The 23,130-nt window shown below is 41.6% G+C and carries 24 protein-coding genes, 1 tRNA gene and 1 pseudogene; 7 read left to right on the forward strand and 19 right to left on the reverse strand.

Annotated features, from left to right (window positions below; all coding sequences use genetic code 11):
- Positions 1-9: 9 nt before the first annotated feature.
- Both AC0VYT_RS09435 and AC0VYT_RS09440 read left to right on the forward strand, forming a co-directional pair.
- Positions 10-1,194: a DUF1615 family protein gene (locus AC0VYT_RS09435; RefSeq protein ID WP_005019404.1), complete on the forward strand. Its 1,185-nt coding sequence runs from the start codon at positions 10-12 to the stop codon at positions 1,192-1,194.
- On the forward strand, positions 1,161-1,814 hold the full coding sequence (locus tag AC0VYT_RS09440) for an HAD family hydrolase (RefSeq protein WP_005019403.1): 654 nt from the start codon (positions 1,161-1,163) through the stop codon (positions 1,812-1,814). Before AC0VYT_RS09435 ends, AC0VYT_RS09440 begins: the two co-directional genes overlap by 34 nt.
- Positions 1,815-1,841: 27 nt before the next feature.
- Here the strand turns inward: AC0VYT_RS09440 and proB are convergent, their stop codons facing one another.
- The 8 genes from proB to uvrB all read right to left on the reverse strand — a co-directional run bounded on the left by proB (position 1,842) and on the right by uvrB (position 11,505).
- Positions 1,842-2,975 carry a glutamate 5-kinase gene (gene proB / locus AC0VYT_RS09445; protein WP_005019402.1) on the reverse strand — a complete coding sequence of 378 codons (1,134 nt, stop codon included), beginning with the start codon at positions 2,973-2,975 and terminating at the stop codon, positions 1,842-1,844.
- A 17-nt stretch (positions 2,976-2,992) separates the two neighbouring features.
- On the reverse strand, positions 2,993-4,201 hold the full coding sequence (gene cgtA / locus AC0VYT_RS09450; protein ID WP_005019400.1) for an Obg family GTPase CgtA: 1,209 nt from the start codon (positions 4,199-4,201) through the stop codon (positions 2,993-2,995).
- Positions 4,202-4,425: 224 nt separating this feature from the next.
- A complete protein-coding gene (locus AC0VYT_RS09455; protein ID WP_005019397.1) occupies positions 4,426-5,115 on the reverse strand; it encodes a hypothetical protein in 690 nt (229 codons plus the stop codon).
- Positions 5,116-5,127: 12 nt separating this feature from the next.
- Entirely contained in the window at positions 5,128-5,838 is a 711-nt protein-coding gene (locus AC0VYT_RS09460) for a hypothetical protein (protein WP_017400855.1), read from the reverse strand.
- Positions 5,839-5,987: 149 nt separating this feature from the next.
- Positions 5,988-7,445 carry a glyceraldehyde-3-phosphate dehydrogenase gene (locus AC0VYT_RS09465; protein WP_005019394.1) on the reverse strand — a complete coding sequence of 486 codons (1,458 nt, stop codon included), beginning with the start codon at positions 7,443-7,445 and terminating at the stop codon, positions 5,988-5,990.
- Positions 7,446-7,708: 263 nt separating this feature from the next.
- Complete coding sequence (rarD, locus tag AC0VYT_RS09470; RefSeq protein WP_005019392.1) at positions 7,709-8,644, reverse strand: EamA family transporter RarD; 936 nt, start codon at positions 8,642-8,644, stop codon at positions 7,709-7,711.
- 131 nt (positions 8,645-8,775) lie between these two features.
- On the reverse strand, positions 8,776-9,360 hold the full coding sequence (locus tag AC0VYT_RS09475) for a lipocalin family protein (protein WP_005019391.1): 585 nt from the start codon (positions 9,358-9,360) through the stop codon (positions 8,776-8,778).
- A gap of 123 nt (positions 9,361-9,483) precedes the next feature.
- Positions 9,484-11,505 (reverse strand): excinuclease ABC subunit UvrB, encoded by a 2,022-nt coding sequence (gene uvrB, locus AC0VYT_RS09480; protein WP_005019389.1) that lies wholly within the window; start codon positions 11,503-11,505, stop codon positions 9,484-9,486.
- Positions 11,506-11,698: 193 nt separating this feature from the next.
- Here uvrB and AC0VYT_RS09485 point away from each other — a divergent pair, with 193 nt between their 5' ends.
- Both AC0VYT_RS09485 and AC0VYT_RS09490 read left to right on the forward strand, forming a co-directional pair.
- Positions 11,699-12,502 (forward strand): A1S_2505 family phage non-structural protein, encoded by an 804-nt coding sequence (locus AC0VYT_RS09485; protein WP_005019388.1) that lies wholly within the window; start codon positions 11,699-11,701, stop codon positions 12,500-12,502.
- 221 nt (positions 12,503-12,723) lie between these two features.
- Positions 12,724-14,157: a sensor domain-containing diguanylate cyclase gene (locus AC0VYT_RS09490; RefSeq protein ID WP_005019387.1), complete on the forward strand. Its 1,434-nt coding sequence runs from the start codon at positions 12,724-12,726 to the stop codon at positions 14,155-14,157.
- A gap of 49 nt (positions 14,158-14,206) precedes the next feature.
- Here the strand turns inward: AC0VYT_RS09490 and AC0VYT_RS09495 are convergent, their stop codons facing one another.
- Entirely contained in the window at positions 14,207-14,374 is a 168-nt protein-coding gene (locus AC0VYT_RS09495) for a hypothetical protein (protein WP_005019383.1), read from the reverse strand.
- A 212-nt stretch (positions 14,375-14,586) separates the two neighbouring features.
- Between AC0VYT_RS09495 and AC0VYT_RS09500 the strand changes: the two genes are divergently transcribed.
- On the forward strand, positions 14,587-15,822 hold the full coding sequence (locus AC0VYT_RS09500) for a pyridoxal phosphate-dependent aminotransferase (protein WP_005019381.1): 1,236 nt from the start codon (positions 14,587-14,589) through the stop codon (positions 15,820-15,822).
- A 112-nt stretch (positions 15,823-15,934) separates the two neighbouring features.
- Here AC0VYT_RS09500 and AC0VYT_RS09505 read toward each other — a convergent pair.
- Positions 15,935-16,249 (reverse strand): annotated as a pseudogene (locus AC0VYT_RS09505) (winged helix-turn-helix transcriptional regulator); the annotation flags it as partial.
- Positions 16,250-16,357: 108 nt separating this feature from the next.
- On the opposite strand from AC0VYT_RS09505, the gene AC0VYT_RS09510 reads away from it, so the two are divergent.
- On the forward strand, positions 16,358-16,795 hold the full coding sequence (locus AC0VYT_RS09510) for a PaaI family thioesterase (protein ID WP_005019378.1): 438 nt from the start codon (positions 16,358-16,360) through the stop codon (positions 16,793-16,795).
- A 181-nt stretch (positions 16,796-16,976) separates the two neighbouring features.
- On the opposite strand, the gene AC0VYT_RS09515 is transcribed toward AC0VYT_RS09510, so the two are convergent.
- Positions 16,977-17,435 (reverse strand): hypothetical protein, encoded by a 459-nt coding sequence (locus tag AC0VYT_RS09515; protein WP_005019377.1) that lies wholly within the window; start codon positions 17,433-17,435, stop codon positions 16,977-16,979.
- A 238-nt stretch (positions 17,436-17,673) separates the two neighbouring features.
- On the opposite strand from AC0VYT_RS09515, the gene AC0VYT_RS09520 reads away from it, so the two are divergent.
- A tRNA-Asn gene (locus AC0VYT_RS09520) sits at positions 17,674-17,749 on the forward strand.
- 118 nt (positions 17,750-17,867) lie between these two features.
- Here AC0VYT_RS09520 and AC0VYT_RS09525 read toward each other — a convergent pair.
- From AC0VYT_RS09525 to lepB, 8 genes are read right to left on the reverse strand one after another with little or no spacing between them, the layout of a single operon-like run.
- Complete coding sequence (locus AC0VYT_RS09525; RefSeq protein WP_005019376.1) at positions 17,868-18,524, reverse strand: MiaE family protein; 657 nt, start codon at positions 18,522-18,524, stop codon at positions 17,868-17,870.
- 2 nt (positions 18,525-18,526) lie between these two features.
- Positions 18,527-19,252 carry a pyridoxine 5'-phosphate synthase gene (gene pdxJ / locus AC0VYT_RS09530; protein WP_005019374.1) on the reverse strand — a complete coding sequence of 242 codons (726 nt, stop codon included), beginning with the start codon at positions 19,250-19,252 and terminating at the stop codon, positions 18,527-18,529.
- Between the two features lie 13 nt (positions 19,253-19,265).
- Positions 19,266-19,976: a DNA repair protein RecO gene (gene recO / locus AC0VYT_RS09535; RefSeq protein WP_005019373.1), complete on the reverse strand. Its 711-nt coding sequence runs from the start codon at positions 19,974-19,976 to the stop codon at positions 19,266-19,268.
- A 9-nt stretch (positions 19,977-19,985) separates the two neighbouring features.
- Positions 19,986-20,159: an NF038104 family lipoprotein gene (locus tag AC0VYT_RS09540; RefSeq protein WP_217449019.1), complete on the reverse strand. Its 174-nt coding sequence runs from the start codon at positions 20,157-20,159 to the stop codon at positions 19,986-19,988.
- Positions 20,160-20,199: 40 nt separating this feature from the next.
- The gene (era, locus tag AC0VYT_RS09545; protein WP_005019371.1) at positions 20,200-21,228 is read right to left on the reverse strand and encodes a GTPase Era; all 1,029 of its coding nucleotides are present in this window, start codon (positions 21,226-21,228) and stop codon (positions 20,200-20,202) included.
- 5 nt (positions 21,229-21,233) lie between these two features.
- Positions 21,234-21,926: a ribonuclease III gene (gene rnc / locus AC0VYT_RS09550; protein WP_005019370.1), complete on the reverse strand. Its 693-nt coding sequence runs from the start codon at positions 21,924-21,926 to the stop codon at positions 21,234-21,236.
- Positions 21,907-22,272, reverse strand: coding sequence for a DUF4845 domain-containing protein (locus AC0VYT_RS09555; RefSeq protein WP_005019368.1), 366 nt, complete (start codon positions 22,270-22,272; stop codon positions 21,907-21,909). The genes rnc and AC0VYT_RS09555 overlap by 20 nt, the downstream gene beginning before the upstream one ends.
- 21 nt (positions 22,273-22,293) lie before the next feature.
- Positions 22,294-23,121: a signal peptidase I gene (gene lepB, locus AC0VYT_RS09560; RefSeq protein WP_005019366.1), complete on the reverse strand. Its 828-nt coding sequence runs from the start codon at positions 23,119-23,121 to the stop codon at positions 22,294-22,296.
- Positions 23,122-23,130 lie beyond the last annotated feature (9 nt).

Below are 23,130 nucleotides of genomic sequence, written 5' to 3' on the forward strand. Positions count from 1 at the left end.
TTCATTGTCATGAAAAAAAATTTACGCTGCACAACCGCCGTTAAATCCTTAAGTGTTCTTGTTCTGTCACTCAGTCTGATTGCCTGCGGCGAAGGCTCGTGGTGGTCTAAAAATGATGAGCCAGAATTAAAAGAAGAGCAGATTAAACGGCTTATTCCTACTCGTGTACAAAACCGTGGCTCTTGGGCTGGCGACTTATATGAGATTACTGACCAGTTGGGAATACCTAAAACCAAGGAAAATATCTGTACAATTATTGCAGTAGTCGATCAAGAATCTAACTTTGTTGCTGACCCGCAAGTACCGGGTTTGGGTGAAAAAGCTATACGTGAAGTTGATCAGCGTCTTGAAGATAAACTGGGTGTAACACTGGCCGGATATTTTAAGAATATGCTGAAAACCCAACCTTCTCCGGATGATAACTACCTGAGCAGAATGCGCAAGGTTAAAACAGAACGTGAACTGGATGAACTCTACCGTGAAATGTTTAATCATTTTAGTAAACACTATCATGTAAGTGCTCTAACCGGAGCCGCCCGTCTGGTAGGACAAGATGTTTCTGAACGTTTAAATCCGATTACAACCTTGGGTTCAATGCAGGTTCATATCGGTTATGCCAAAGAGCATAAGCGTTCTGGTATGAACATGGCTGAATTGCGTAGCGACCTGTATACCCAAAATGGCGGCCTATATTATGGGATCCATCGTTTGATGATGTACCCTGCTGATTATGACAAGCCGCTCTACCGCTTTGCAGATTATAACTCTGGACGCTATTCAAGCCGTAATGCAGCCTTTCAGAGTATGCTTAATGACTTAACTGAAGCAGAGCTAGACCTAGATGGTGACCTGCTACTTTATAATAAAGACGGTAGCATCCGTTCAAACAAAAGCCAGTCTGAACGTGAGCTGATTGCGGTCTTTGCTGCAAACAATGTTCTGATTACGCCACGCCAAATTCGCTCTGATTTAAAGGAGGAAAAAGAGCAAGACTTTGAAGATACTCAAACTTACCTTGCAGTAAAAAAACTCTACCAGGAAAAAACAGGTAAAGAACCAATTTATGCCATTATGCCAGAAGTAGTCATTTCCGGACCAAAATTAAGCCGTGACTATAATACCAACTGGTTTGCCACACGCGTCAATGGACGATATCAGACATGCATGCAACGCGCCAAACGTATCAAGCTATAAACCTTGCGCTATTTGATTTTGACGGTACATTGTGCCGTAGTGACAGCTTTACTGGCTTTATCTTTTATACGCTCTCTAAACGACATATCATGCGTCAAGGCCTGAAAATTCTCCCTTGGATTCAGGCCTATTATTTCAAGCTATACACTGCACACCAGATGCGCCCGAAATTGTTTTCGGCCATGTTTAAAGATAGTAATGCCAAAAATATACATTCAATGGCAGAACAGTATGCACACTTGTTAGTACACCAGCTTAATCCTGAATTGTTAAGGCGTCTGAGACAACATCAAGCACAAGGTGACGATGTTGTTATTGTATCGGCTTCAATCGATCTTTATCTTGAACCTTTTTGCAGGCTGCTTGGAGTAGACCTGATTTGCACTGAAACTGAAGTACATCAGGGCAAATTGAGCGGATTTTATAGCAGTCCAGATTGCAGTTGCGAGCAGAAAAAGTTAAGGATACAAGAAAAATATACATTAACCGATTACCAGTCTGTTTATGCGTATGGGAACAGTTATGAAGACCTAGAAATGTTTAGTCTGGCTGATTACTGCTATATGGTTGGAGAAGATGCTGAACTGCCTACATTAGAGCCTATAAAAAAGCTCGCCTGAGCGAGCTTTTTTATTAATACAAGAATCTCAGTAAATCGCCATATGATTGCGATGAATCATTTCTAGAGAGCGTGCTTCACCAAGAACTTGATAAACTTTATTGGAAGATAGACCTTTTACAATTTCCGCAGAGCGCGAACTGAAATTCACTCGGCCTACTGCAATCCGTTTGCCCCGGCTATCTACACACTCCACAACATCACCACGATTAAAATGGCCTTCCACGGCGCGAACACCCACAGGTAACAGACTACGGTGTTTTTCACGAATAGCTTCTATCGCACCATCATCGATTACAAGCCGCCCGGCGGTCTGTAAATGGGCAGCCAGCCACTGTTGATGCGCAGTCATGCGATCTTTATCAGTGGCAAATAGAGTCCCCAGCATTTCACCGCTCATCAGACGTGAAAGTACGTTGTCACTTTCACCACTGGCAATCAGGGTAGGACAACCTGATCTTGCGGCCAAACGTGCAGCACGAACTTTAGTGACCATACCGCCTCGGCCAAGTACGCCGCCACCGCCTGCCATTTCAAACAGACTATCATCAAGTGCACGCACTGTAGAAAGTAGTTTGGCTTGCGGGTTGGAACGCGGATCTGAGTCGAACATACCTTGCTGGTCTGTCAGAATAATTAACAGGTCAGCATGTACTTGTCCTGCTACCATTGCAGCAAGTGTATCATTATCGCCAAAGCGGATTTCATCCGTCGAGACTGTATCGTTTTCATTAATAACTGGCACCACTTGCCAGTCAATCAGATGCTGTAATGCATCACATGAGTTTAAATAACGTCTACGGTCTGCCAGATCATCGTGAGTTAAAAGTACCTGTGCAGTTTGAATCCCATGCTTTTCCAATACACTGGACCAGGTTTGGATTAATCCCATCTGGCCAATGGCAGCACATGCCTGAAGACTGGGTAAATCTGTGGGTCGACTGCTCAATTTCATGCGCACCATCCCCTCTGCCACAGCACCGGAAGACACTAATATAATTTCATGTCCGGCTTTATGCAGGTCAGCAATCTGATTAGCCCAATGCGAAATTGCATTAAGATCCAGTCCCTGACCATTTGCTGTGAGTAAAGATGAGCCGATTTTTACCACGATACGTTTACAAGCTTTGAGCTGTCGCTGCCCATCTACCACTTCTATCATCATGTCCTCAGTTCTACTTAACGTACGTAGATTACTTCCACTTCATCATCGTCATCATCGAAGTCCTCATCATCCTCATGATCTGCAAGACGTTGCGCACGACGCATTGCACGATAGGCTTCTTTGGCGGCGATGGTTTGCTCACGTGTTTCAGCTTCAAGCTGTTCACGGAATGCCTTAACCTGAGCTGCATATTCAGGGTCTTCAATTTCACGTTCACGTTGCTGCTCAATCTGGTCCATCAGATAATAAACAACATCTTTTGTTCCTTCGCTTAGCAGACCTGAAGTCTTAAATACCGGGCCATCCCAGTTCAATTCATTCAGAATATGTTCACACCATTCTTCACGGCTATCCTCTGGTAACTGGTCGAGTTTGTTGAGAACCAGAACCACAGGTAACTGTGCCAGTGTTGGTGAGAACTTTTCAAGTTCACGTAAAATTGCTTTGGCATTATGTACCGGGTCTGAACCGTCAATCGGCTGCACATCGACGATGTGTAATAAAATACGGGTACGTGCCAAATGTTTCAGGAAGCGGATACCCAAGCCTGCGCCTTCTGCCGCGCCTTCGATCAGACCAGGAATATCAGCCATTACAAATGAACGGTGACGATCAGCATCAACGACACCCAGATTTGGCACCATAGTGGTAAATGGATAGTCTGCTACCTTAGGTTTAGCTGCAGAAACAGCACGAATAAAGGTCGACTTACCAGCATTCGGCATCCCCAGCAGTCCTACATCAGCCAGTACTTTAAGCTCCAGACGGATCTCACGATACTCCCCTTTTACACCAGTTGTACATTTACGTGGAGCACGGTTGGTTGATGACTTAAAATGAGTATTTCCCAGCCCACCTTCACCACCACCGGCAACTAGTACTCTCTGGCCACTTTCAATCAGATCACCAATAATATCGCCTGATTCTGTATCCACTACAGTCGTTCCTACAGGAACATATAAAACAACGTCTTCACCACCACGTCCGGTACAGTTTGCACCTGCTCCGTTCTTGCCACGTTCAGCACGGAACTTACGGGTATAACGATAGTCGACCAGCGTACTGGTATTGTCATCCGCCTGGATATAAATGCTTCCCCCACGGCCACCGTCACCACCGTCCGGTCCACCAAAAGGTACAAATTTCTCACGGCGAAAACTGGCTACGCCATTGCCACCGTCGCCAGCCTCTACGGTAATGACTGCTTCATCAACAAAGCGCATATGCCAATCCTCTAAAAACTCTTAAAACCGCCTATTCTGCCATATTTTTACTAAATTCTCGAATAGAAAATATAGCAATTGTTTATTATAAGCCGGTATTTGCAAGCTTCATAAATGCTTATAAAGTTTGACGGTTTTTCTATAGGGTTTTTATAGCTTTAAATCAGCAACTCGCTTAGTTTTAAATAAGCAACCTAAATAATTTAATTCCACTTTTAATTGTTCTATTGATATTGAATATAACTTAACGGCAGTAGCATTTTCATATCCAGATTGGCTTTGGTATTACGCTCAACGTTATACATGGTGGCTTCGAAGTTAGCGATCTTAGGAATATTAATCGGATCATTCAGTTCCAAAGAAGGTTTAAGCTGATGCTTTACATGCACATTAATCGGTTGTTGGTTAAACTCGAAATACACCGGGCCATTAAATGCAATCTGGATGGGCAATTCATAAGTCCGGTTCAGTTCAAATGGAACATCAATATTTACCGGTACATCGAGTTTTAAAGGAAATTTTGGAAGTAGTTTGTTTTTATAGATCAAATCTGTAGTCGTTTCGACGGGCATCACCTGATTAATTTTGAGCATGGTCGAATATTTAATTTGTACCGATACAGGAGTGGTCACATTAAATTTTAAATCTGCCAGATATTTGCCATCCAATGGTAAAACCAAGTGGTGATCAAGATCAATTGATGAACTGATTCGCCCTATAGTCTGTGCAGTCAGATATTCTCCTACATGAATACGGGTACCTAGAGAATGGGGTAAAGTAATATCGGTCTGGGTCGAGCTCACCTGTAGAGAAGCCTGCACATTTAAATACAGCCAGAACACTAGCGCAATTAAGCTACTCACTAAAATAAAACTGGCCAGCCAAACTTTTAACGAGAAGTTACTGATATTCATCCTTAACTTCTCCTATTTTAAGGTGGGAGCTTGCGAACTGGCCGGTTCAGCCGTGACCCGCTTAAGTGCTATATGTTCAAGGGGTATTGAAAGCTCTCCCTTACGTATCTTTACCGGCAGAATATTCTTGACATCAACCGAAGCAGAAAGTGGCGCATTAATCGGTACACTGAGTCTACCTTGAATGGGAATACTCGTATTCAATGTTGTATTCAATGGAATATTCAGATTTTCACGAATCACCGTTTTGACTGGAGCCGTAAATTTTAAATGTACTTTCTGGTTTAAAGGCACTTTAATATCAATCGGCACATCAAGATCAATAGGAATATTACCTTTGAGCGGTAACGTTACATCTTTGCCCAGAATTCTGACTTTGACCTTGGTATCAATAGGCAGTTCCTGTTTCACCTTAAGTGTTTCTTTTACCGGTATAACAGTATTGATAGGTACTTCATTATCAAAATATACCCGTGGATTTAAAGTCTGAGATAGTGGAATATCAAGCTGTTCATGAATCGGTATACTGGCATTCACTTTTCCTTTGACATTCACATCTAGGGCCTCATGAATTTTAACTCGTGCTTGCAAGGGTTCCTGTAATTCAATATCAACTGCCTGATTTTGTAAGGGAATGTTGATCTTGAAATGTTTAAATGCCCAAATGGCAATCAGCACCCCGCACAGGGTCGCGAGTAGAATAAAGGCTATTCCACTTAGCATGGTCTTTATTTGCAAAATATCTTCCTTAACAACATATTATTTTTTTACTCATCAACATTGTTATAAATTTCTATGTGTTGTTCAGCAGTTTTTTTGTACAGATATAAAAAAACCCGGGTGAACCCAGGTTTTTTTAAAATACTTATGACTTATGCATTAGTTTCAGCAGGAATCTTAGGGTAACTTACGCCACCCATCTGCTCAGCAATACGTAATACCTGACAGCTATAGCCAACTTCATTGTCATACCATACATAAGCAGTCAAACGGTTGCCAGAAGTAATTGTTGCCTGTGCATCAAATACCCCTGCGGTACGTGAACCGATGAAATCGCTCGATACCACTTCAGTAGAGTTGGTATAGCCAATCTGGCCCTGCAAGTTAGAGTTGATTGAAATTTGACGAATAAATTCGTTCACTTCTTCACGATCAACTTCTTGGTCCAGAGTCAGGTTAAGAATTGCCAGTGATACGTTTGGTGTTGGCACACGTACTGAATTACCGGTTAACTTACCTTTAAGCTGAGGCAATGCCTTAGCAACAGCCTTAGCAGCTCCAGTTTCAGTAATTACCATGTTAAGTGTTGCTGCACGGCCACGGCGGTCAGCTTTATGGTAGTTATCAATCAGGTTCTGGTCATTGGTAAATGAGTGTACTGTTTCAACATGACCATTAATAACTTTATATTTTTCATCCAGTACTTTAAGAACCGGAGTAATCGCATTAGTAGTACAACTAGCAGCAGAGATGATTTTGTCTTCATCCAGAATATCTGCCTGATTTACGCCGTACACGACATTTTTCATTTCACCTTTACCAGGCGCAGTTAAAATAACACGTGCAGCACCTGGGCAATTCAGATGCTGAGCCAAGCCCTCTGCATCACGCCATTTGCCTGTGTTATCAATAACTAAAGCATTTTCAATACCATATTCAGTATAGTCTACTTCAGCCGGGCTAGAAGCGTAGATCACTTTGATATAGTTACCATTGGCAATGATTGCTTCATTTTCTTCATCAATTGAGATGGTGCCCGCAAATGAACCATGGATTGAGTCACGACGCAACAAAGAAGCACGTTTCGCCAGATCACCATCTGCACTTTTACGTACTACAATTGCTTTTAAGCTCAGACCACGGCCCAGACCAGACTGGCTGATAATCAGACGCGCCAGAATACGGCCAATACGGCCAAAGCCATAAAGTACAACATCTTTAGGCTGTGCAGAAGCAGGGTTACCTTCTAGTGACTTGACAGCCTCTTTTACAAAAGAGTCAACATCACCCCCCTGTTCCTTATATTCAACAGCCAGTTTACCCAGATCAATCTCAGCAGAACCGATATTGTCGATTTTTACCAATGCCTCAAGGATTGGAAAAGTATGAACAACAGAAAGCTCTACATCCATTACGCGGGTACGACGATGGGCTTTTAAAATCTGGATTACTGAACGGTTAACTAAAGAACGGCCATAAACAGAAGTGACAATATTTTTTTCACGGTATAACTGGCCAATCAGCGCAATCATCCGTTCCGCAATTTCTTCACGGTTTTTCCAGCGACCTTGGTGTTCTGCGTGCAGGGCGATGATAGTGTCTTTGCTCACAAATACGTCCTCTAATTAATAATGTATCTAGGCGTGAATTTCAAAACCCGATAATTGTAATGGAATTATCGGCAAGAATGAAACAAAAGCTGAAAGGGCTGGTCATATTTTCCAATATATTGCTTATAATTTCATAAAATATCGCTAATTTTTTACAAAATTATCTTACAGGCTTATCTGTTCAGAATTCTAGAGATATGAATACTTAAATTGGGTGAATAAAATCACTTAGCAAATCATGTAGTTCTTACTCAAGACTCTAGCTAGTCATCTTTTAAACGGGTCTGGTAAGATTTCAGATTACGTACCAGATCCTGTTTATTTTTTTGCTGTCGGTATAAATGTAAGCTTCCTTCTACTACTAACACCAATACTGCACACCAGATAGGAATATAGGTCAGCCATTCATCGCCTGAGATTGCTTCGCCCAAGGCAACTGAAGCCAAGGCTAGCAGTACAGGTTCCAGATAGCTGAGCAAGCCAAAAATTACCATAGGCAAATAACGGCTTGCCAAAATATAACTGCCCAAGCCTAAAGCACTTAAGGCTCCCAGACCTGCTATCGCCGGGAATAGGTGGGGATAAGCAAGAAACTGGCTGTAACTATGTAGACCAATGCTGCTCAAATAAATTGCAACCGGAAGAATTAATACAATATCCCACCAGAAGCCTCCCAGATGATCTGTATGAATTTTTTTTCGCAAAAAGAAGTAAAAGGGATAGGCTACGGCGACATAGGCTGTTTCCCAAGCTATACCGCCGATTCGCCAGAGTTCATGGCCAACACCTATAGCTGCCAGTGCTACTGCCACTACCTGAAATCTTGACAACTTTTCTTTAAATAAAATACATCCTATAAGCACCATGACCAGTGGTAATAAGAAATAGCCCAATGAAACCTGTAAGCCTCGTCCATTCATTGGACCCCACAGAAAGAGCCATAACTGGGAAGTACATAAAATGGAGCTAACCAATAACATTAGAATAAATTGAGGTTTGGCTTTAAGCCGCTGCCAAATAGCAGAAATATATTTAAAATCACCAATCCAATACATAAAAAATGTCAGAAATGGCAAAGTTGATAGCATACGCCAAGCAAAGGTTTGCTCACTATTAAGAGGAGCAAGAAAGGTTGTAAAAAAATAGAGAACCCCGAAGGTGAGTGATGCTGTAACGGATAGCACAACGCCTTTAAACACTTTCTACTGCCCCTCTATTTTTTAATCTTGCATTATAAAGGAGCAGAAAAGATAAATGGAAAATTCATCTATTTATTTAAAAATCATACTTAAACATGTTTTCTAAGACTCAGAAGATCAAGACAAATCTATTATTTAGTCGTATGTTGAGTATGAATAATATCATCAAGCTTATAACCCAATGAAGAAGCGTAATTCAGGTATTCATTTACCACGTCCTGTTTAACCTGTGGTGTACGTGACAGTACCCAAAGGTACTTTCGAGAAGGTTCCCCTACCAGTACTGTCTGGTAATTGTCATCAAGCTTCAAGATCCAATAATCGCCTCGGCCTAAGGGTAACCAACGAATTGCCTCTGGCAGGAAACTGACTTCAAGTTTACTGTTAAATGGAGGGTTAATCACATATGCTTCACCTAGTGAACGCATCATTTTACCTTCCTGGGTATAACAGCGATTATCTACTGTTATGTTGCCATTTTCATTTAACGTATAAGTAGCTGTAACATCACGCGCACATTTTCGCTGAAAGTACATAGGTTTTCGGGCTACTTCGTACCATACACCCAGATACTTATCCAGTTCAACTCGCTCAACCACAGGCATGGTTTTACTTTGCGCATATGCCATTGTCCCGACAGCAAGACCAGTCAGCAATGCTCCCCCTACTGCAATCTTTGTTAATTGCCAACCTGCTTTTGATATATTTTTAGTCATAGCACATGAAACCTCGTAGAAATGAAAGAGTTATTTCACAGAATAATCTAACTTAACTCGTTCTTTTTGCACTCTATGTAGTGTTATGTTATGAATTTGCTGCGAAAAATTTTCAGCCTGCCACTATTGTAACATTTGGGCTTTTAGCCGCAGAATTTCATCACGAAGACGGGCTGCCTGTTCAAACTGTAACTCTTTAGAAGCTTTAAGCATTTCTTTTTCCAGCTTCGCCATATGCTTACTTAGAAGTTTCGGATCAGCTAAAATATGCCGTTCATCGGCTGTCAGAGAAAGTGCCTGCGCGGTGATTTTCTCATCAATCTCGTCCTCAGCTAATACTTCTCCAGTATCAATTTCTTTAATGACCTGACGCACTGCGCTACGCGGAATAATTCCATGCAATTCATTAAATTCAATCTGTTTGTTACGGCGACGTTCTGTTTCATCAATTGCTTTTTGCATAGAGTCCGTAATGCGGTCAGCATATAAGATTGCCTTGCCCTTAATATTACGTGCGGCGCGACCAATGGTCTGAATGAGTGAACGCTCAGAACGCAAAAAACCTTCCTTATCTGCATCCAGAATCGCGACAAGGGATACTTCCGGCATATCCAGGCCTTCTCGTAACAAGTTAATGCCGACCAATACATCAAACACCCCGGTACGAAGTTCATGAATAATTTTTACTCGCTCCACAGTATCGATATCTGAATGAAGATAGGCTACCTTTACTCCGTATTCTTTCAAATAAGCAGTTAAATCTTCAGCCATACGCTTAGTAAGAGTGGTCACCAGTACACGCTCATTTAAATTTTTACGTATGTTAATTTCTGATAGGACATCATCGACCTGAGTTAATACTGGACGTATTTCAATTTCCGGATCAATCAGTCCGGTTGGCCGTACTACCTGCTCTACTACCTGTTCTGACTTTTCCAGTTCATAACGGGCAGGTGTGGCACTCACAAAGACCGTAGTGGGTATAATCCGCTCCCATTCCTCAAATTTCATGGGCCGGTTATCCAGCGCACTAGGCAAACGGAAGCCATAATTTACCAGGTTCTCTTTACGGGAACGGTCACCTTTATACATGGCTCCAATTTGCGGTACAGTAACATGTGATTCATCAATAATCAGCAGAGCATCATCAGGTACATAGTCAAACAGAGTCGGAGGTGCATCACCCGGACGACGTCCAGATAAGTGGCGTGAATAGTTTTCGATACCGTTGGTATAACCCAGCTGTTGCATCATTTCCAGATCATACCGGGTACGTTGTTCGATACGCTGGGCTTCAAGCAGTTTATCGTGTTCGCGAAAGAATTTAAGCTGGTCTTTTAGCTCGTCACGAATAGTATCAATTGCACGAACCAGATTATCTTTTGGTGTCACATAGTGACTTTTCGGGTAAATTGTTACACGGGGTACCTTGCGCAGCATTTTGCCAGTTAAAGGGTCAAACCAGCGTATTGAATCTACCTCGTCATCAAATAGTTCAATACGGATCGCATTCTGTTCTGACTCTGCCGGAAAGATATCCATAATTTCGCCACGGATCCGATAGGTACCACGTACAAACTCAAGCTCGTTACGGGTATATTGCATCTCTACAAGACGGCGGATAATATCGTCACGGCCAACACGGTCTCCCTGAACAATATGCAGTAGCATTTTCATATAGGCTTCAGGATCACCCAAGCCATAAATAGCAGAAACCGAAGCGACAATAATAGCATCACGACGTTCTAGTAAAGAACGGGTAGCAGACAACCGCATCTGGTCAATGTGGTCATTAATTGCCGCATCTTTTTCAATAAAGGTATCAGAGGACGGAACATAAGCTTCTGGTTGATAATAGTCATAATAACTGACGAAGTATTCAACGGCATTATTGGGGAAAAAAGCTTTAAATTCGCCATAGAGCTGGGCAGCTAAAGTCTTATTATGTGCCATTACAATAGTGGGCCGCTGGGTTTGTGCAATGACATTCGCCATAGTATAGGTCTTACCTGAACCTGTCACCCCAAGTAACAGTTGACTTTTATACCCTTGCTGGATGCCTTTAACCAGTTTCTCAATAGCCTGTGGCTGGTCTCCGGCAGGCGCATACTGTGTAACCAATTCAAAAGGACGGCTCTCGCTCACTGATACTCTTCTCTGCTCATGATTGACCTGTATATTTTAACAGAATTCAGGCACTAACTCTTTTATGTTTAAGCGTTTCCTGATAGCTTTTTGCTATGTTTTGGTTACACTTCAAAGCGCTCAAGATTTCACTTGACCCTATGCATTTTCAGCGGCAACATGACAACACACTTCTCTGAAAAGTCTGGTTAATATGGTCTACCAATATCACGATGAAAGTATTATCAAAGCTTTGCCTGAAGATACTGTATTTGTATTTGGCAGTAATCTGGCAGGCGAACACAGTGATGGCGCTGCCCGGGTAGCCCACCAGTATTTTGGAGCAGTAAAAGGTGTGGGTCGAGGTTGGGCGGGGCAAAGTTATGCAATCCCCACTTTAAACGAGCATATTCAGCAAATGCCACTTAGCCAGATTGAGCATTATGTAGAGGATTTCAAGGTTTATACCCGTAACCACCCTAAAATGAAATATTTTATTACCGCCTTGGGCTGTGGTATTGCAGGCTACAAAGTTTCAGATATTGCTCCATTTTTTAAAGGTATTTCAAAAAATGTGATACTTCCTGAATCTTTTAAGCCTTATGTAGAACGAAATGCTTTAAAACAGTTTCCGACCCTGACCCAAGATATGGTAAGACAATTTATTAATGATGAGGTCATTTTCTATTTTAATCATGGTAGTGACTCGTTTGAGGCGGCTTTAGACAAAACCCGGTTGAAAAAAGCTGAAAAAGCCGTTGCCCTGATTGTACTTAATGAAGATATGTATCCACGTGACCGCTATGGACGTGGCCGCGAACATGAAATCAGTGATATTTTATCTAAATTCAATGGTAAAATTTATGATTTCCCGGAAAATACTGAAGGAGCCTTGGTGTTTACTGGTGTCATCATCGCATTGATGGAACTTTATGATTTTAATGAACAGGATTTTATTCGCCTCTGGGAAGGAGAAATTGAAATTGAGCATCCGGTCAATCGGCTTGCCAAAGCTTAAAATTTAATTTTATTATATATTTATAAATTACTGGGCTGAAACTAGAAATATTAAAAGTAAAATATGACAGATTTTTAGATTATTAACTTATTCAGCTCAGTAATTACAGCTTCATAAATATCTGTTATCCAGATAACCACTTATTTTCATCGGCTTATTTGTTCTAAAAAAATCTGTTTACCCCTATACTCTCGCCAGTCACCTAAAATGTGGATATAAGCATGGAACTGTTTGATTCTTCAATATTTGATCTTTCTCCAATTCCCATGTGGCTTGAAGATTATAGTGAAATCAAAAAACAGTTTGATGTCTGGCGTTCAGAAGGTATAAATGATCTGGCCGCATTTCTCAAAGAAGATATAGAACGGGTACGCAACTGTGCTCATAAAATCAAGGTCATTCGGGTCAATCCCAAAACTTTAGAAGTTTTTGAAGCAGACAGCCAGCAAGATCTGATTAAACATACTGCAAATATTTTTCAGCAGGACATGTATCAAACCCACATTCAGGAACTAGTAGCACTATGGCAGGGAGAAACCGAATTTTTTAGTACTGCTGTAAATTATACCCTAACTGGTAAACGTTTAGATATTCAGTTAAGAGCTATCGTTTTACCTGGTTATGAACATGATCTTTCACGCCTGCTTCTAACCACAGAAGATATTACCCACTACGAAAATGCCCGACGTCAGGAAGAAAAGAACCGCATTCTTGCCGAATCATTATTTATCTATTCACCGACTTCTTTATGGGTAGAAGATTTCAGTCGCATCAAACAGCGTTTTGATCAGCTAAAACAGCTAAATATTCAGGATTTCCATACCTTTTTAGATGTTCATAGTGAGTTCGTTAACCAGTGTATCGATGATATTGTGATTATCGACGTAAATCAGGCAACACTGGACCTGTTTAAAGCGCCAGATAAAGAGAGTTTATTAAAAAATACTGATCAGATTTTTGCTGACGAGATGCAGCAGACCTTCCGTGAACAGCTGATTGAACTCTGGAATGGTAATCTGCATCACCAGCGTGAAGCAGTTAATTATGCGCTTGATGGCAGTGTCCGTCATGTTATTTTGCAATTTACCGTATTTCCCGGTTATGAAAAAGACTGGGGAATGGTGCAGGTCGCTTTAACCGATATCAGCGCACGTAAAAAGGCTGAAAATTATCTGGAATATCTGGGCAGGCATGATGTGCTGACTCAGCTCTGCAACCGGGCCTTCTTTTCTGAGGAAGTCAAACGTCTTGAACGTAGCCGTTTGCGTCCTGTTTCCTGTATTTTTATAGACATGAACAGTTTAAAGGAAATTAATGACACCTTAGGTCATGATATTGGTGATGGGCTATTACGCAGAGTCGGAAACGTACTTAATCAGGCGATTGAAAACACCCGTTATACTGCATCACGCATTGGAGGTGATGAGTTCGTCATTCTCTTGCCTACAGCTACAGAAGCTGAAACACTGACTGTAACGCAAACTATTGAAGAACTGTTCAAGATTGATAACCAGTATTATGCCAGCCAACCTATCAGTATTTCCATGGGATGTGCTACGAGCAGGGAAAATGAAAGCATAGAAGCTTTATTAAAACGTGCTGATCAGCAGATGTATCAGAAAAAACAACATTATTACCAAAACAGCACGCTATAAATTAAACTGTGTGGGGTTATAAAAACAGGCAATCTACCTGTTTTTATAACTAACGCTTACCCATAGAGCGCCGAGTGCCACGTGGCGGAGCCCATGTACGGTCGGCATAGTTTTCAGCTTTAGGGCGAACCTGGTTATGTACAGCAACCTGCTCCGGATGATCGGCTGCCGGCACTGGAAACGGGAGCTTGACCAGTGGCTTTTTGTTTTGGCTCATACACTAACTCAAAATAAAACAATCCATATTGTAACGTGCTTTTCCGTTCAAATCGAACAGACATTCCGGGATTTTTTGTAGCTTCATCATGAGGTGATTCCATCTTTTTCATTTTTTTACTGATATGGTAATTTTTACACGCCCTTTAAGCAGTTTTTACGCTAAGATAATATTGCTTTTTATTTTTAATCCCCATAAGAAGGAATATTGCCGTGGACGTACGTCTCTCTGATCGTGTAAATGCCATCAAACCGTCCCCAACGCTTGCTGTAACTAATAAAGCGGCTGAGTTAAAAGCTGCTGGAAAGAATGTGATTGGTTTGGGCGCAGGTGAACCTGATTTTGATACACCACAACACATCAAAGACGCTGCTATTACAGCGATCAATAATGGTTTTACTAAATATACCGCTGTTGACGGTACGCCAGGCCTAAAAAAAGCAATTATTGCCAAGTTTAAACGTGACAATAATCTGGATTACCAACCAAACCAGATTCTGGTTTCTTGCGGTGGTAAACAGTCATTTTTTAACCTTGCACTCGCACTTTTAAATAAAGGTGATGAAGTAATTATTCCTGCACCTTACTGGGTTAGTTATCCAGATATGGTGATTATTGCTGAAGGTGTACCTGTTATTGTGAAATGCGGTGAAGAGCAGCGTTTCAAAATTACACCTGAACAGCTGGAAGCTGCAATTACTGACAAAACCCGTCTGGTGGTATTAAACAGCCCTTCCAACCCTACAGGTATGATTTATACCAAAGCTGAACTGGAAGCTCTAGCTGAGGTCCTTCGCAAATATCCGGAAGTTTATATTGCATCTGATGATATGTATGAACCGATCCGCTGGGATGATGAATTTTATAATATCGCAACTGTTGCGCCAGATTTATATGACCGCACCATCGTATTAAATGGCGTATCTAAAGCTTATGCAATGACTGGCTGGCGTATTGGTTATGCAGCAGGTCCTGCCAAGCTGATTGGGGCAATGAAAAAGATCCAGTCTCAGTCAACTTCTAATCCGACCTCAATTTCACAGGTGGCTGCAGAAGCTGCACTTAATGGCCCGCAAGATGTACTTGAGCCAATGATTGAAGCATTTAAACGCCGCCATGACCTTGTTGTAAATGGTCTTAATGAAATCAATGGTATTTCTTGTTTGCCTGCAGATGGTGCTTTTTATGCCTATGCCAACATTAAACCTCTTATTCGTGCTAAAGGTCTTAAATCTTGCACAGAATTCTCTGAATGGTTACTGGAAGAAACTGGTGTTGCAGTAGTTCCAGGTGATGCATTTGGTCTGGGAGGTTTTATGCGTATTTCTTATGCTACTGCTGATGAAGTACTGGTAGATGCTCTGGCACGTATTAAAAAAGCAGCAGACTCCATTGAAGGTGTAGATGCAGCTGTTGCTTCTGTTGAGGCTGAAAAAGCTGCCAAATAAATCCTGTAATTAGAAAAGCCTGCTTACATAGCAGGCTTTTTTAGCTCGGGTTCACTGTCTATTTTAATTCTTCCAATATTTCCTTTTTCAAATAAAATTTTGGTTCTTCTGCATCTGTCCACTGCACACCCCACTCGACGATTGCCATTAAAATAGGTTTTAAGTCCCTACCTTTGGCAGTCAGCACGTACTCAAAACGTTGCTGGCGGTCTATGTAACTTTGTTTTTCCAGTATGCCTTCTTCAACCAAACGTTTTAAACGCTCTGCAAGTACATGCCGGGTAATTCCCAATGATTTTTGAAACTGTTCAAAACGGGACAGTCCTAAAAATGCATCACGAATAATTAATAAAGTCCAGCGGTCACCAATCATGGCAAGTGTTTGTGCTACAGGACAGTTCTGCTGCTGGGTTTCAGACCATTTCATTTCTGTCTAACATATAAAAATTTATTGACTTTAATTTAATCGATCCGCTAAGTTAATAACAAGTTCCTTTTTAGAACTTTATAAATTAATAGTAGAACAGGAAGAAAAATGAAAGATCCCAAACAAATGACTGGTCTTGAACTGCTCACAGCAATGCGTGATGGGGTATTGCCCTCAGCCAGCATTGGCAAAACCATGCCCATGCAGTCTGTAGAAGTCACCCAGGGTACTGTTACCTTCAAGGTGAAAGCAGATGAGCGGCATCTGAACCCGTTAGGTGGTGTACATGGAGGCTTTGCAGCAACTGTTCTGGATTCTGTTACAGGCTGTGCAGTTCACAGTATGCTAGAAGCAGGTGCAGGATATGGAACTATAGATTTAAATATTAAAATGTGCCGTCCAATCCCTAAAAACAAAGAATTACAAGCTACAGGAACCCTCATCAATCTCAGCAAGAACCTTGGTATTGCTGAAGGAAAAATTTTTGATGAAAAAGGAAAACTTTATGCTTTTGCAACAGCCACTTGCATGATTCTCCGTAATTAGCAGTTATTCTTCTCCGGCTTGCTCCAGATTAAAAATCCCGAATCGAGCAAGCCTGTTTTTCAGCAAACTCTAACCTAGCTTTACGCCTTCAAAGTATTAAAGTAATGCTCTCTTTAAGCGTTTTTATCTTAAATAGGCCAGCTATAAAGTTAATTATTATCTTAGGATTTTTAAGTTCTCTCTAAATTGCTGATTTCAGAAATTTACCCGAATTTATATGGTGCTTCTGCGGACGGGTTATTCCCTTATAAATACAGTAAAACTTAAAGGCACTGTCTAACGACACTGAGACTACATCTTGCTGTGAAACTGACCAGACTTTTGCCTGATTCCGACCAGATAAGTTGCTGCCTGTGATTTGATAAATATACTGATCTTTCTTCAGCTGCTGAATTTGTTGCGGTGTTGCTGAAAGAGTATCTAAAATTGAGGAATGGGTTTTTTCTATTAACCACTTTTCACTCAACCAGAGTTGTAGCAGATCACCTAAGTAAAGTTGATGTCTACCAGCTGGCCAAAGGTCAATAAAGGCTTCTGTTACCGGCGTAAAATACTGTTCAGTATCTTGAATAATAGAAAGATAATTTTTCTGATATAAAGAAAAATGAGAGAAAATCTGAGAAATAGATAGCGTATTCATTCGCCTTCTCCTGTTTAGCCATTTTAGTGCTGGCAAGTTGGTTTAAATCCACACTGCTTGGTTTTACTCAAGCGCTCTGTTCTGTTATTAATCTAGCAACAGTTGATTCGCACTGTAAAGCTTTTTTCTGTTTTATTTCAATATTTGACTAAATAAAAAGCATATGGGACTCCAGCATCAGAAATATGACAATTTAAGCTTGACCCACTTTAAAATCCCTCTATAATCGCATTCAGATTCTCCCATAGCTCAGTCGGTAGAGCGACGGACTGTTAATCCGCAGGTCCCTGGTTCGAGCCCAGGTGGGAGAGCCAAATATATAAAAGCCCGCAGCATTAAAGCGGGCTTTTTATTGTCTGTTTTTTAATAACTACTATTTTTTCAAACTAAAAAAATCCTTCATAAAGAAGGATTTCTTATTAGCACTCGGGGTTAAGCTGCAGTTTTAGCCGGAACACCACTGTGGAACCTGAAAAGATCATCTGAACTTAAAATCAGAGCTTTTTCAATTTCCCGGATATGTTCAGTGCGTGTCTGGATATCTTCTTCAGCATTTTTAAGTTTTGCTGTCTTGGCCACGTCGAGCGCCAAAGCCAGATAATCCTCGAAGTGTCGAGACTCAGATTTAAGCAAATAGCGATAGTAACGTCCTAACTCTTCATCGACCAGCGGTGCAAGTGCATAAAACCGCTCGCAAGAACGCGCCTCTACAAAAGCCCCAATAATTAGTACATCAATTAAAGCTTCTGGCTCATAAGTACGAATTTCTTTGCGCAAGCCGGCTGCATAACGCCCAGCACTGACCGCCTTCCATTCTTGACCACGTTTAGCCATAAACTCAAGTACCTGTTCATAATGCAGCATCTCTTCACGAACTAACTGTGCCAGCTTGACTTGCAAGTCGGTAAAAAAGCTGTAACGGAACATCAGGTTCATTGCTGTACCAGCTGCTTTTTTTTCACAGTTGGCATGGTCCTGCATCAGTAGCTCTAAATTATTCAGTGCTTCATCCAGCCAGGCTTTCGGGGTTTCACAACCGAGAAAAGCTTTTACTGGCTGCATCAGTTCATCATAGTTTAAAGTCGACATAATTAACGTGCTGCCTTAATTGCTGCTTTCATTTGCTGTACAGCTTGTGCCAGTCCAATAAAAAGACTATCTGCAATAATCGAATGTCCAATATTTAATTCATGGATCTGTGGAATTGCTGCAATTGGCGTCACGTTGTCAATGTTTAAACCATGTCCTGCATTTACTACTAGGCCTTTACCTGCAGCATATTCAGTTCCCTTAATAATACGTTCAAGCTCTGCCTGTTGTTCTGCTTCATTATGAGCATCTGCATAAGCACCGGTATGAATCTCGATGGTAGGTGCACCACAGGCAATAGCCGCGTCAATCTGTGCCAGATCGGCATCAATAAAGAGAGAAACATCACAACCAACTTGTAATAATGCCTGAGTTGCTGCTTTAACTTTTTCAAAATTAGTCACTACATCCAGACCGCCTTCTGTGGTCAGTTCCTGTCGTTTCTCCGGTACAAAGCAAACATGCTGTGGACGGATTTCTTTAGCAAACTCAACCATTTCATTAGTTACGGCAATCTCAAGATTCATACGAGTTTTCAAAGCTGGACGCATACGGCGTACATCACCATCCTGAATATGACGGCGGTCTTCACGTAAATGCAGGGTAATACCCTCTGCACCGGCCTGTTCACAAATCAGTGCCGCATTCACCGGGTCCGGATAAACGGTGCCTCGTGCTTGTCTTAAAGTAGCAACGTGATCTATGTTTACACCAAGCAATGCAGCCATAATAAATTCCTGATTAAGATTGAGAATGAGTATTTTGAATCCATAACTGGCGGCTCTTCAATGGCCGGTCACCCAGTAAAGATGTAATCATCTGGCGATAAAGTCGAGATAATAGCTGTAACTGTGGCTGGGAGAAATCTGCACCTTTTTCATAGTCCAGCATTGTGAGAAGGCTCTGGCCAGCCAAGGTAGCTGAACTGGCTTTTTGTACAGGTATAAAACCTTCCTGGATCTGAAAATGGTAATGTCGTTCCGGTTCAACTGGCTGCTGATGGGCATCTACCGAGAAATCGATAGCATAACCAAGCTCTTCAAGCAAAATATGTTCAAACTGGCGTAAAATTTGTCTTAATAGCAGCCCGGGCTGTGTATTTACTGCCAGTTGCTGTAACTTGACTAATGTCAACTGATACTGCTGATAAGTCTGTGGCATCGCCTCTTCAAGCGGACATAACCGAAGTAATAATTCGTTTAAATAAAAGCCAGAGAAGAATGCATCACCGTAAAAGAAAATAGGCTGATTTACGATTTCAAGTTTACTGAAATTTTTGAGTTCACCTTTACCAGAAGCCTGAAGTGCTAAAGATTGATACTGTGGCGGGGGAACCTGACGTAAAATTCCGTCAATCCGGCCATATTCCTCAGTAAATAAATAGACAAGATGACTCTTCTCACGATATTTACGATAATGGATCAGGTAACCATGCAAAGCTTCATTGCGCATAGGGTTGAGCTAGTCCCGATCTGATGCCTGATCTTTATCATCCCCATCAGGGATAACTGCACCCACCACTGCCGCAGTCCCCTTGACTACCCCTTTCGTGGTTTTATAAGCCACCTTTACAGGAACCGTAACAACCTTATGAATACAGCCTTGCAGCATTAGAATGCTTATCAGTATTGCCATTGTCTTAATCACTACGGAACTCCTGCAAAAAGCTTAAGCCTTAGATATCACTATATCCTAGGCTCTTGAGCGCGCGTTCATCATCAGACCAGCCACCTTTCACTTTTACCCACAACGTCAGCATGATCTTCTGTTCGAACATTTTTTCCATATCAATACGGGCATCCATCCCGATTTTTTTCAGCTTAGCACCTTTTTCACCAATCACGATGGCTTTTTGTCCAGGACGGTCAACAAAAATGGTGGCATCGATATAGGTACAGGCAGCTTTCATCCGGCCAGTCTTCTCATTTAATGCCGGCTCCTCAGTTTTAAAAGATTCAATCTGAACAGTCAGGTCATATGGAAGCTCTTCACCAAGCTGTCGCATAATTTTTTCACGAATTACTTCTGATGCCAGGAATCGCTCTGAACGGTCAGTAATCTGGTCAAATGAGTATAGCGGCGGTTGGAAAGGTAAATACTTGTCAATTGTATCGCGCAGATGTTCCAGATTTGCACCACGCAATGCAGAAACTGGTACAATTTCCACGAAATTCATGAGTTTAGTACGTTCTTGAATCAAAGGAAGCAATGTCCTTTTTTCTTCAATAGTATCAATCTTGTTGATAACCAGAATGACTGGCATTTCAGCATTTTTCAGCTTCTCAAGCACTAGGTCATCATTTTGTGTCCACTTATGGGCATCTACCACAAATAGAACCAGATTTACATCACGTAGGGCTGAATGTGCTGCACGGTTCATCATCTTATTGATGGCACGCACTTCTTTCTTATGCATTCCCGGAGTATCTACATAAACGGCCTGTGACTTTTCACGGCTATCAATACCAATAATTTTATGTCGTGTTGTCTGGGGCTTACGGGAAGTAATAGAGAGTTTTTGTCCCAACAGGTGGTTCATCAAAGTTGATTTACCGACATTCGGACGTCCGACAATAGCCACAAACCCACTCTTAAAATCAGCAGGTATAGTGACACCCTGTGAACTAAAGAACTGGTCAATCAGGTTATTGTCCGGTGTGTTTGACTCTTGATCTGTACTGTTTTGATCTGGCTGGATCGACATGCAGTCTATTGCTCCAATAACTTTAAAATTTCCGCTGCTGCTGCTTGCTCAGCAAAGCGACGACTTGACCCTTCTCCGATAAATTTAGGCAGGCTGTCGACCGAACACTCTACTTTAAAATGCTGGTTCGGTGCATCCCCTTGAATATCGACCACCTCATAAACAGGGAGAGGTTTTTTACGGGCTTGCAGATATTCCTGTAACCGGGATTTCGGGTCTTTTAACTGGTCGGTTGGCTCAATATTGTTTAAATATGGACCATACCACTTCAATACGATGTCTTGTAAAATCTTGAGCTCACCACAGTCAATATAAATTGCTCCGATAATGGCTTCTACAGTATCGGCCAGAATCGATTCACGGTGGTGTCCTCCCGATTTTAATTCACCTGTACTTAATATTAAACACTGACTAAGTTTCAAATCGTTTGCAATCTTGCCTAATGCTTCCTGCCTGACCAGAGTAGCACGCATGCGGGTCAGCCGGCCTTCATTTTCAAAAGGATACGCATGATACAAATAGTTGGCGATAATCATGCCTAATAGTGAATCGCCTAAAAACTCCAGACGTTCATAATTATATTTGTGACTAACCGACCGGTGGGTCAGGGCAAGCTGCAATAACTCAGGCTGCTTGAACTGATAGCCGATACGGCTGGGTAAGCGAAAATCACTTACCTTAGAGTGACCTTTGATCAAAACTCTTCTCGAACTTTAGTACTAAATCAATATTAAGCAAGAAAGGTTTTCTCACTTCATAGCGGATATTTACATGTAAACCCTGATCATTTGAAACTTGGGCAATATCTTTGAACTGCAAGTCATCAATATTGTTCATGTCCAAACGCTGATCCATCTGCTGGGTAAATTTTGCTGGCGTTATATCTGCTGGACTGTCTTTTAATAACTCTTCAATCTGGCTGTTAATCACACGGTTATCCCAATATGCTGGCCATATGGCTACTACAGCCTTTACCACCATTGCAAAGACAATAATCGCAAATAGAATTGTAATATAAGAAGTGCCTTGCTGAGCATTACGCATTGTTATTACCCACCCAAATGGTTAATCAATTTTACCGTTACGTGCAAAGCTTGGTATCTTGAAGCCGGGTTCCTTATGCATCCAGATATAAACTGCTCGACCGGCCAGATTTTCTTCAGGCACAAACCCCCAAAAGCGGCTGTCTGCACTCTGGTCACGGTTATCTCCCATAGCGAAATAATGACCTTCTGGAACTTTGACTTCCCAGTAAAGACCATCTTCACCCGAGTATTTTCCATTTTCAACATAGTTAATAAATGGAGCCTGACGCGCAACATTTACCCCTTCAAGCTCACGCATGGTAAAAGTATGTTTGCCCAAAGTTTCTTTATGATAGATCGAAGCTGGCGTGTCCTGAATATCCTTTTCACGGCTAAACTCAACCGGAACCTTTTTAACTGGCTGTCCATTAATACTCAGCTGTCCATGGTCATATACAATATGATCACCCGGTAAGCCGACTACACGTTTAATATAGCTAATACTTGGCTGCGGCGGATAACGAAATACCACCACATCACCACGTTCAGGTTCACCAATATCAATGAATTTTTTATTTATAATCGGCAGACGCATTCCATACTGATACTTGTTGACCAGAATAAAATCTCCGGTTTCCAGGGTTGGTACCATAGAGTCTGACGGAATATTAAAAGGTTCATAAAAGAAGGAGCGCAGTACAAGCACAATGGCTAGTACTGGCCAGAAGTCATAAGCCCAGGTAATGATAAAATTTTCATTGCCACGGCCCCTCGTTTTGCGTTGCTTGAAAACAAGTTTATCGAGCAGCCACACCAGGAAAAAAATGACAGTGACTGGAACGAGGATCAAGTTAAAATCAAAATCCATGAGCTAGAT

It is taken from the genome of Acinetobacter sp. QJM3NY_42 (assembly GCF_056173745.1).

What these genes read in the sequence shown, in the direction of transcription:
- AC0VYT_RS09435 (WP_005019404.1), top strand. Translation starts at nt 10, where the DNA reads ATGAAAAAAAATTTACGCTGCACAACCGCCGTTAAATCCTTAAGTGTT.
- AC0VYT_RS09440 (WP_005019403.1), top strand. Translation starts at nt 1,161, where the DNA reads ATGCATGCAACGCGCCAAACGTATCAAGCTATAAACCTTGCGCTATTT.
- proB (WP_005019402.1), bottom strand. Translation starts at nt 2,975, where the DNA reads ATGATAGAAGTGGTAGATGGGCAGCGACAGCTCAAAGCTTGTAAACGT.
- cgtA (WP_005019400.1), bottom strand. Translation starts at nt 4,201, where the DNA reads ATGCGCTTTGTTGATGAAGCAGTCATTACCGTAGAGGCTGGCGACGGT.
- AC0VYT_RS09455 (WP_005019397.1), bottom strand. Translation starts at nt 5,115, where the DNA reads ATGAATATCAGTAACTTCTCGTTAAAAGTTTGGCTGGCCAGTTTTATT.
- AC0VYT_RS09460 (WP_017400855.1), bottom strand. Translation starts at nt 5,838, where the DNA reads ATGCTAAGTGGAATAGCCTTTATTCTACTCGCGACCCTGTGCGGGGTG.
- AC0VYT_RS09475 (WP_005019391.1), bottom strand. Translation starts at nt 9,360, where the DNA reads ATGACTAAAAATATATCAAAAGCAGGTTGGCAATTAACAAAGATTGCA.
- AC0VYT_RS09485 (WP_005019388.1), top strand. Translation starts at nt 11,699, where the DNA reads ATGGTCTACCAATATCACGATGAAAGTATTATCAAAGCTTTGCCTGAA.
- AC0VYT_RS09490 (WP_005019387.1), top strand. Translation starts at nt 12,724, where the DNA reads ATGGAACTGTTTGATTCTTCAATATTTGATCTTTCTCCAATTCCCATG.
- AC0VYT_RS09495 (WP_005019383.1), bottom strand. Translation starts at nt 14,374, where the DNA reads ATGAGCCAAAACAAAAAGCCACTGGTCAAGCTCCCGTTTCCAGTGCCG.
- AC0VYT_RS09510 (WP_005019378.1), top strand. Translation starts at nt 16,358, where the DNA reads ATGAAAGATCCCAAACAAATGACTGGTCTTGAACTGCTCACAGCAATG.
- AC0VYT_RS09515 (WP_005019377.1), bottom strand. Translation starts at nt 17,435, where the DNA reads ATGAATACGCTATCTATTTCTCAGATTTTCTCTCATTTTTCTTTATAT.
- AC0VYT_RS09525 (WP_005019376.1), bottom strand. Translation starts at nt 18,524, where the DNA reads ATGTCGACTTTAAACTATGATGAACTGATGCAGCCAGTAAAAGCTTTT.
- pdxJ (WP_005019374.1), bottom strand. Translation starts at nt 19,252, where the DNA reads ATGGCTGCATTGCTTGGTGTAAACATAGATCACGTTGCTACTTTAAGA.
- recO (WP_005019373.1), bottom strand. Translation starts at nt 19,976, where the DNA reads ATGCGCAATGAAGCTTTGCATGGTTACCTGATCCATTATCGTAAATAT.
- AC0VYT_RS09540 (WP_217449019.1), bottom strand. Translation starts at nt 20,159, where the DNA reads ATGGCAATACTGATAAGCATTCTAATGCTGCAAGGCTGTATTCATAAG.
- era (WP_005019371.1), bottom strand. Translation starts at nt 21,228, where the DNA reads ATGTCGATCCAGCCAGATCAAAACAGTACAGATCAAGAGTCAAACACA.
- AC0VYT_RS09555 (WP_005019368.1), bottom strand. Translation starts at nt 22,272, where the DNA reads ATGCGTAATGCTCAGCAAGGCACTTCTTATATTACAATTCTATTTGCG.
- lepB (WP_005019366.1), bottom strand. Translation starts at nt 23,121, where the DNA reads ATGGATTTTGATTTTAACTTGATCCTCGTTCCAGTCACTGTCATTTTT.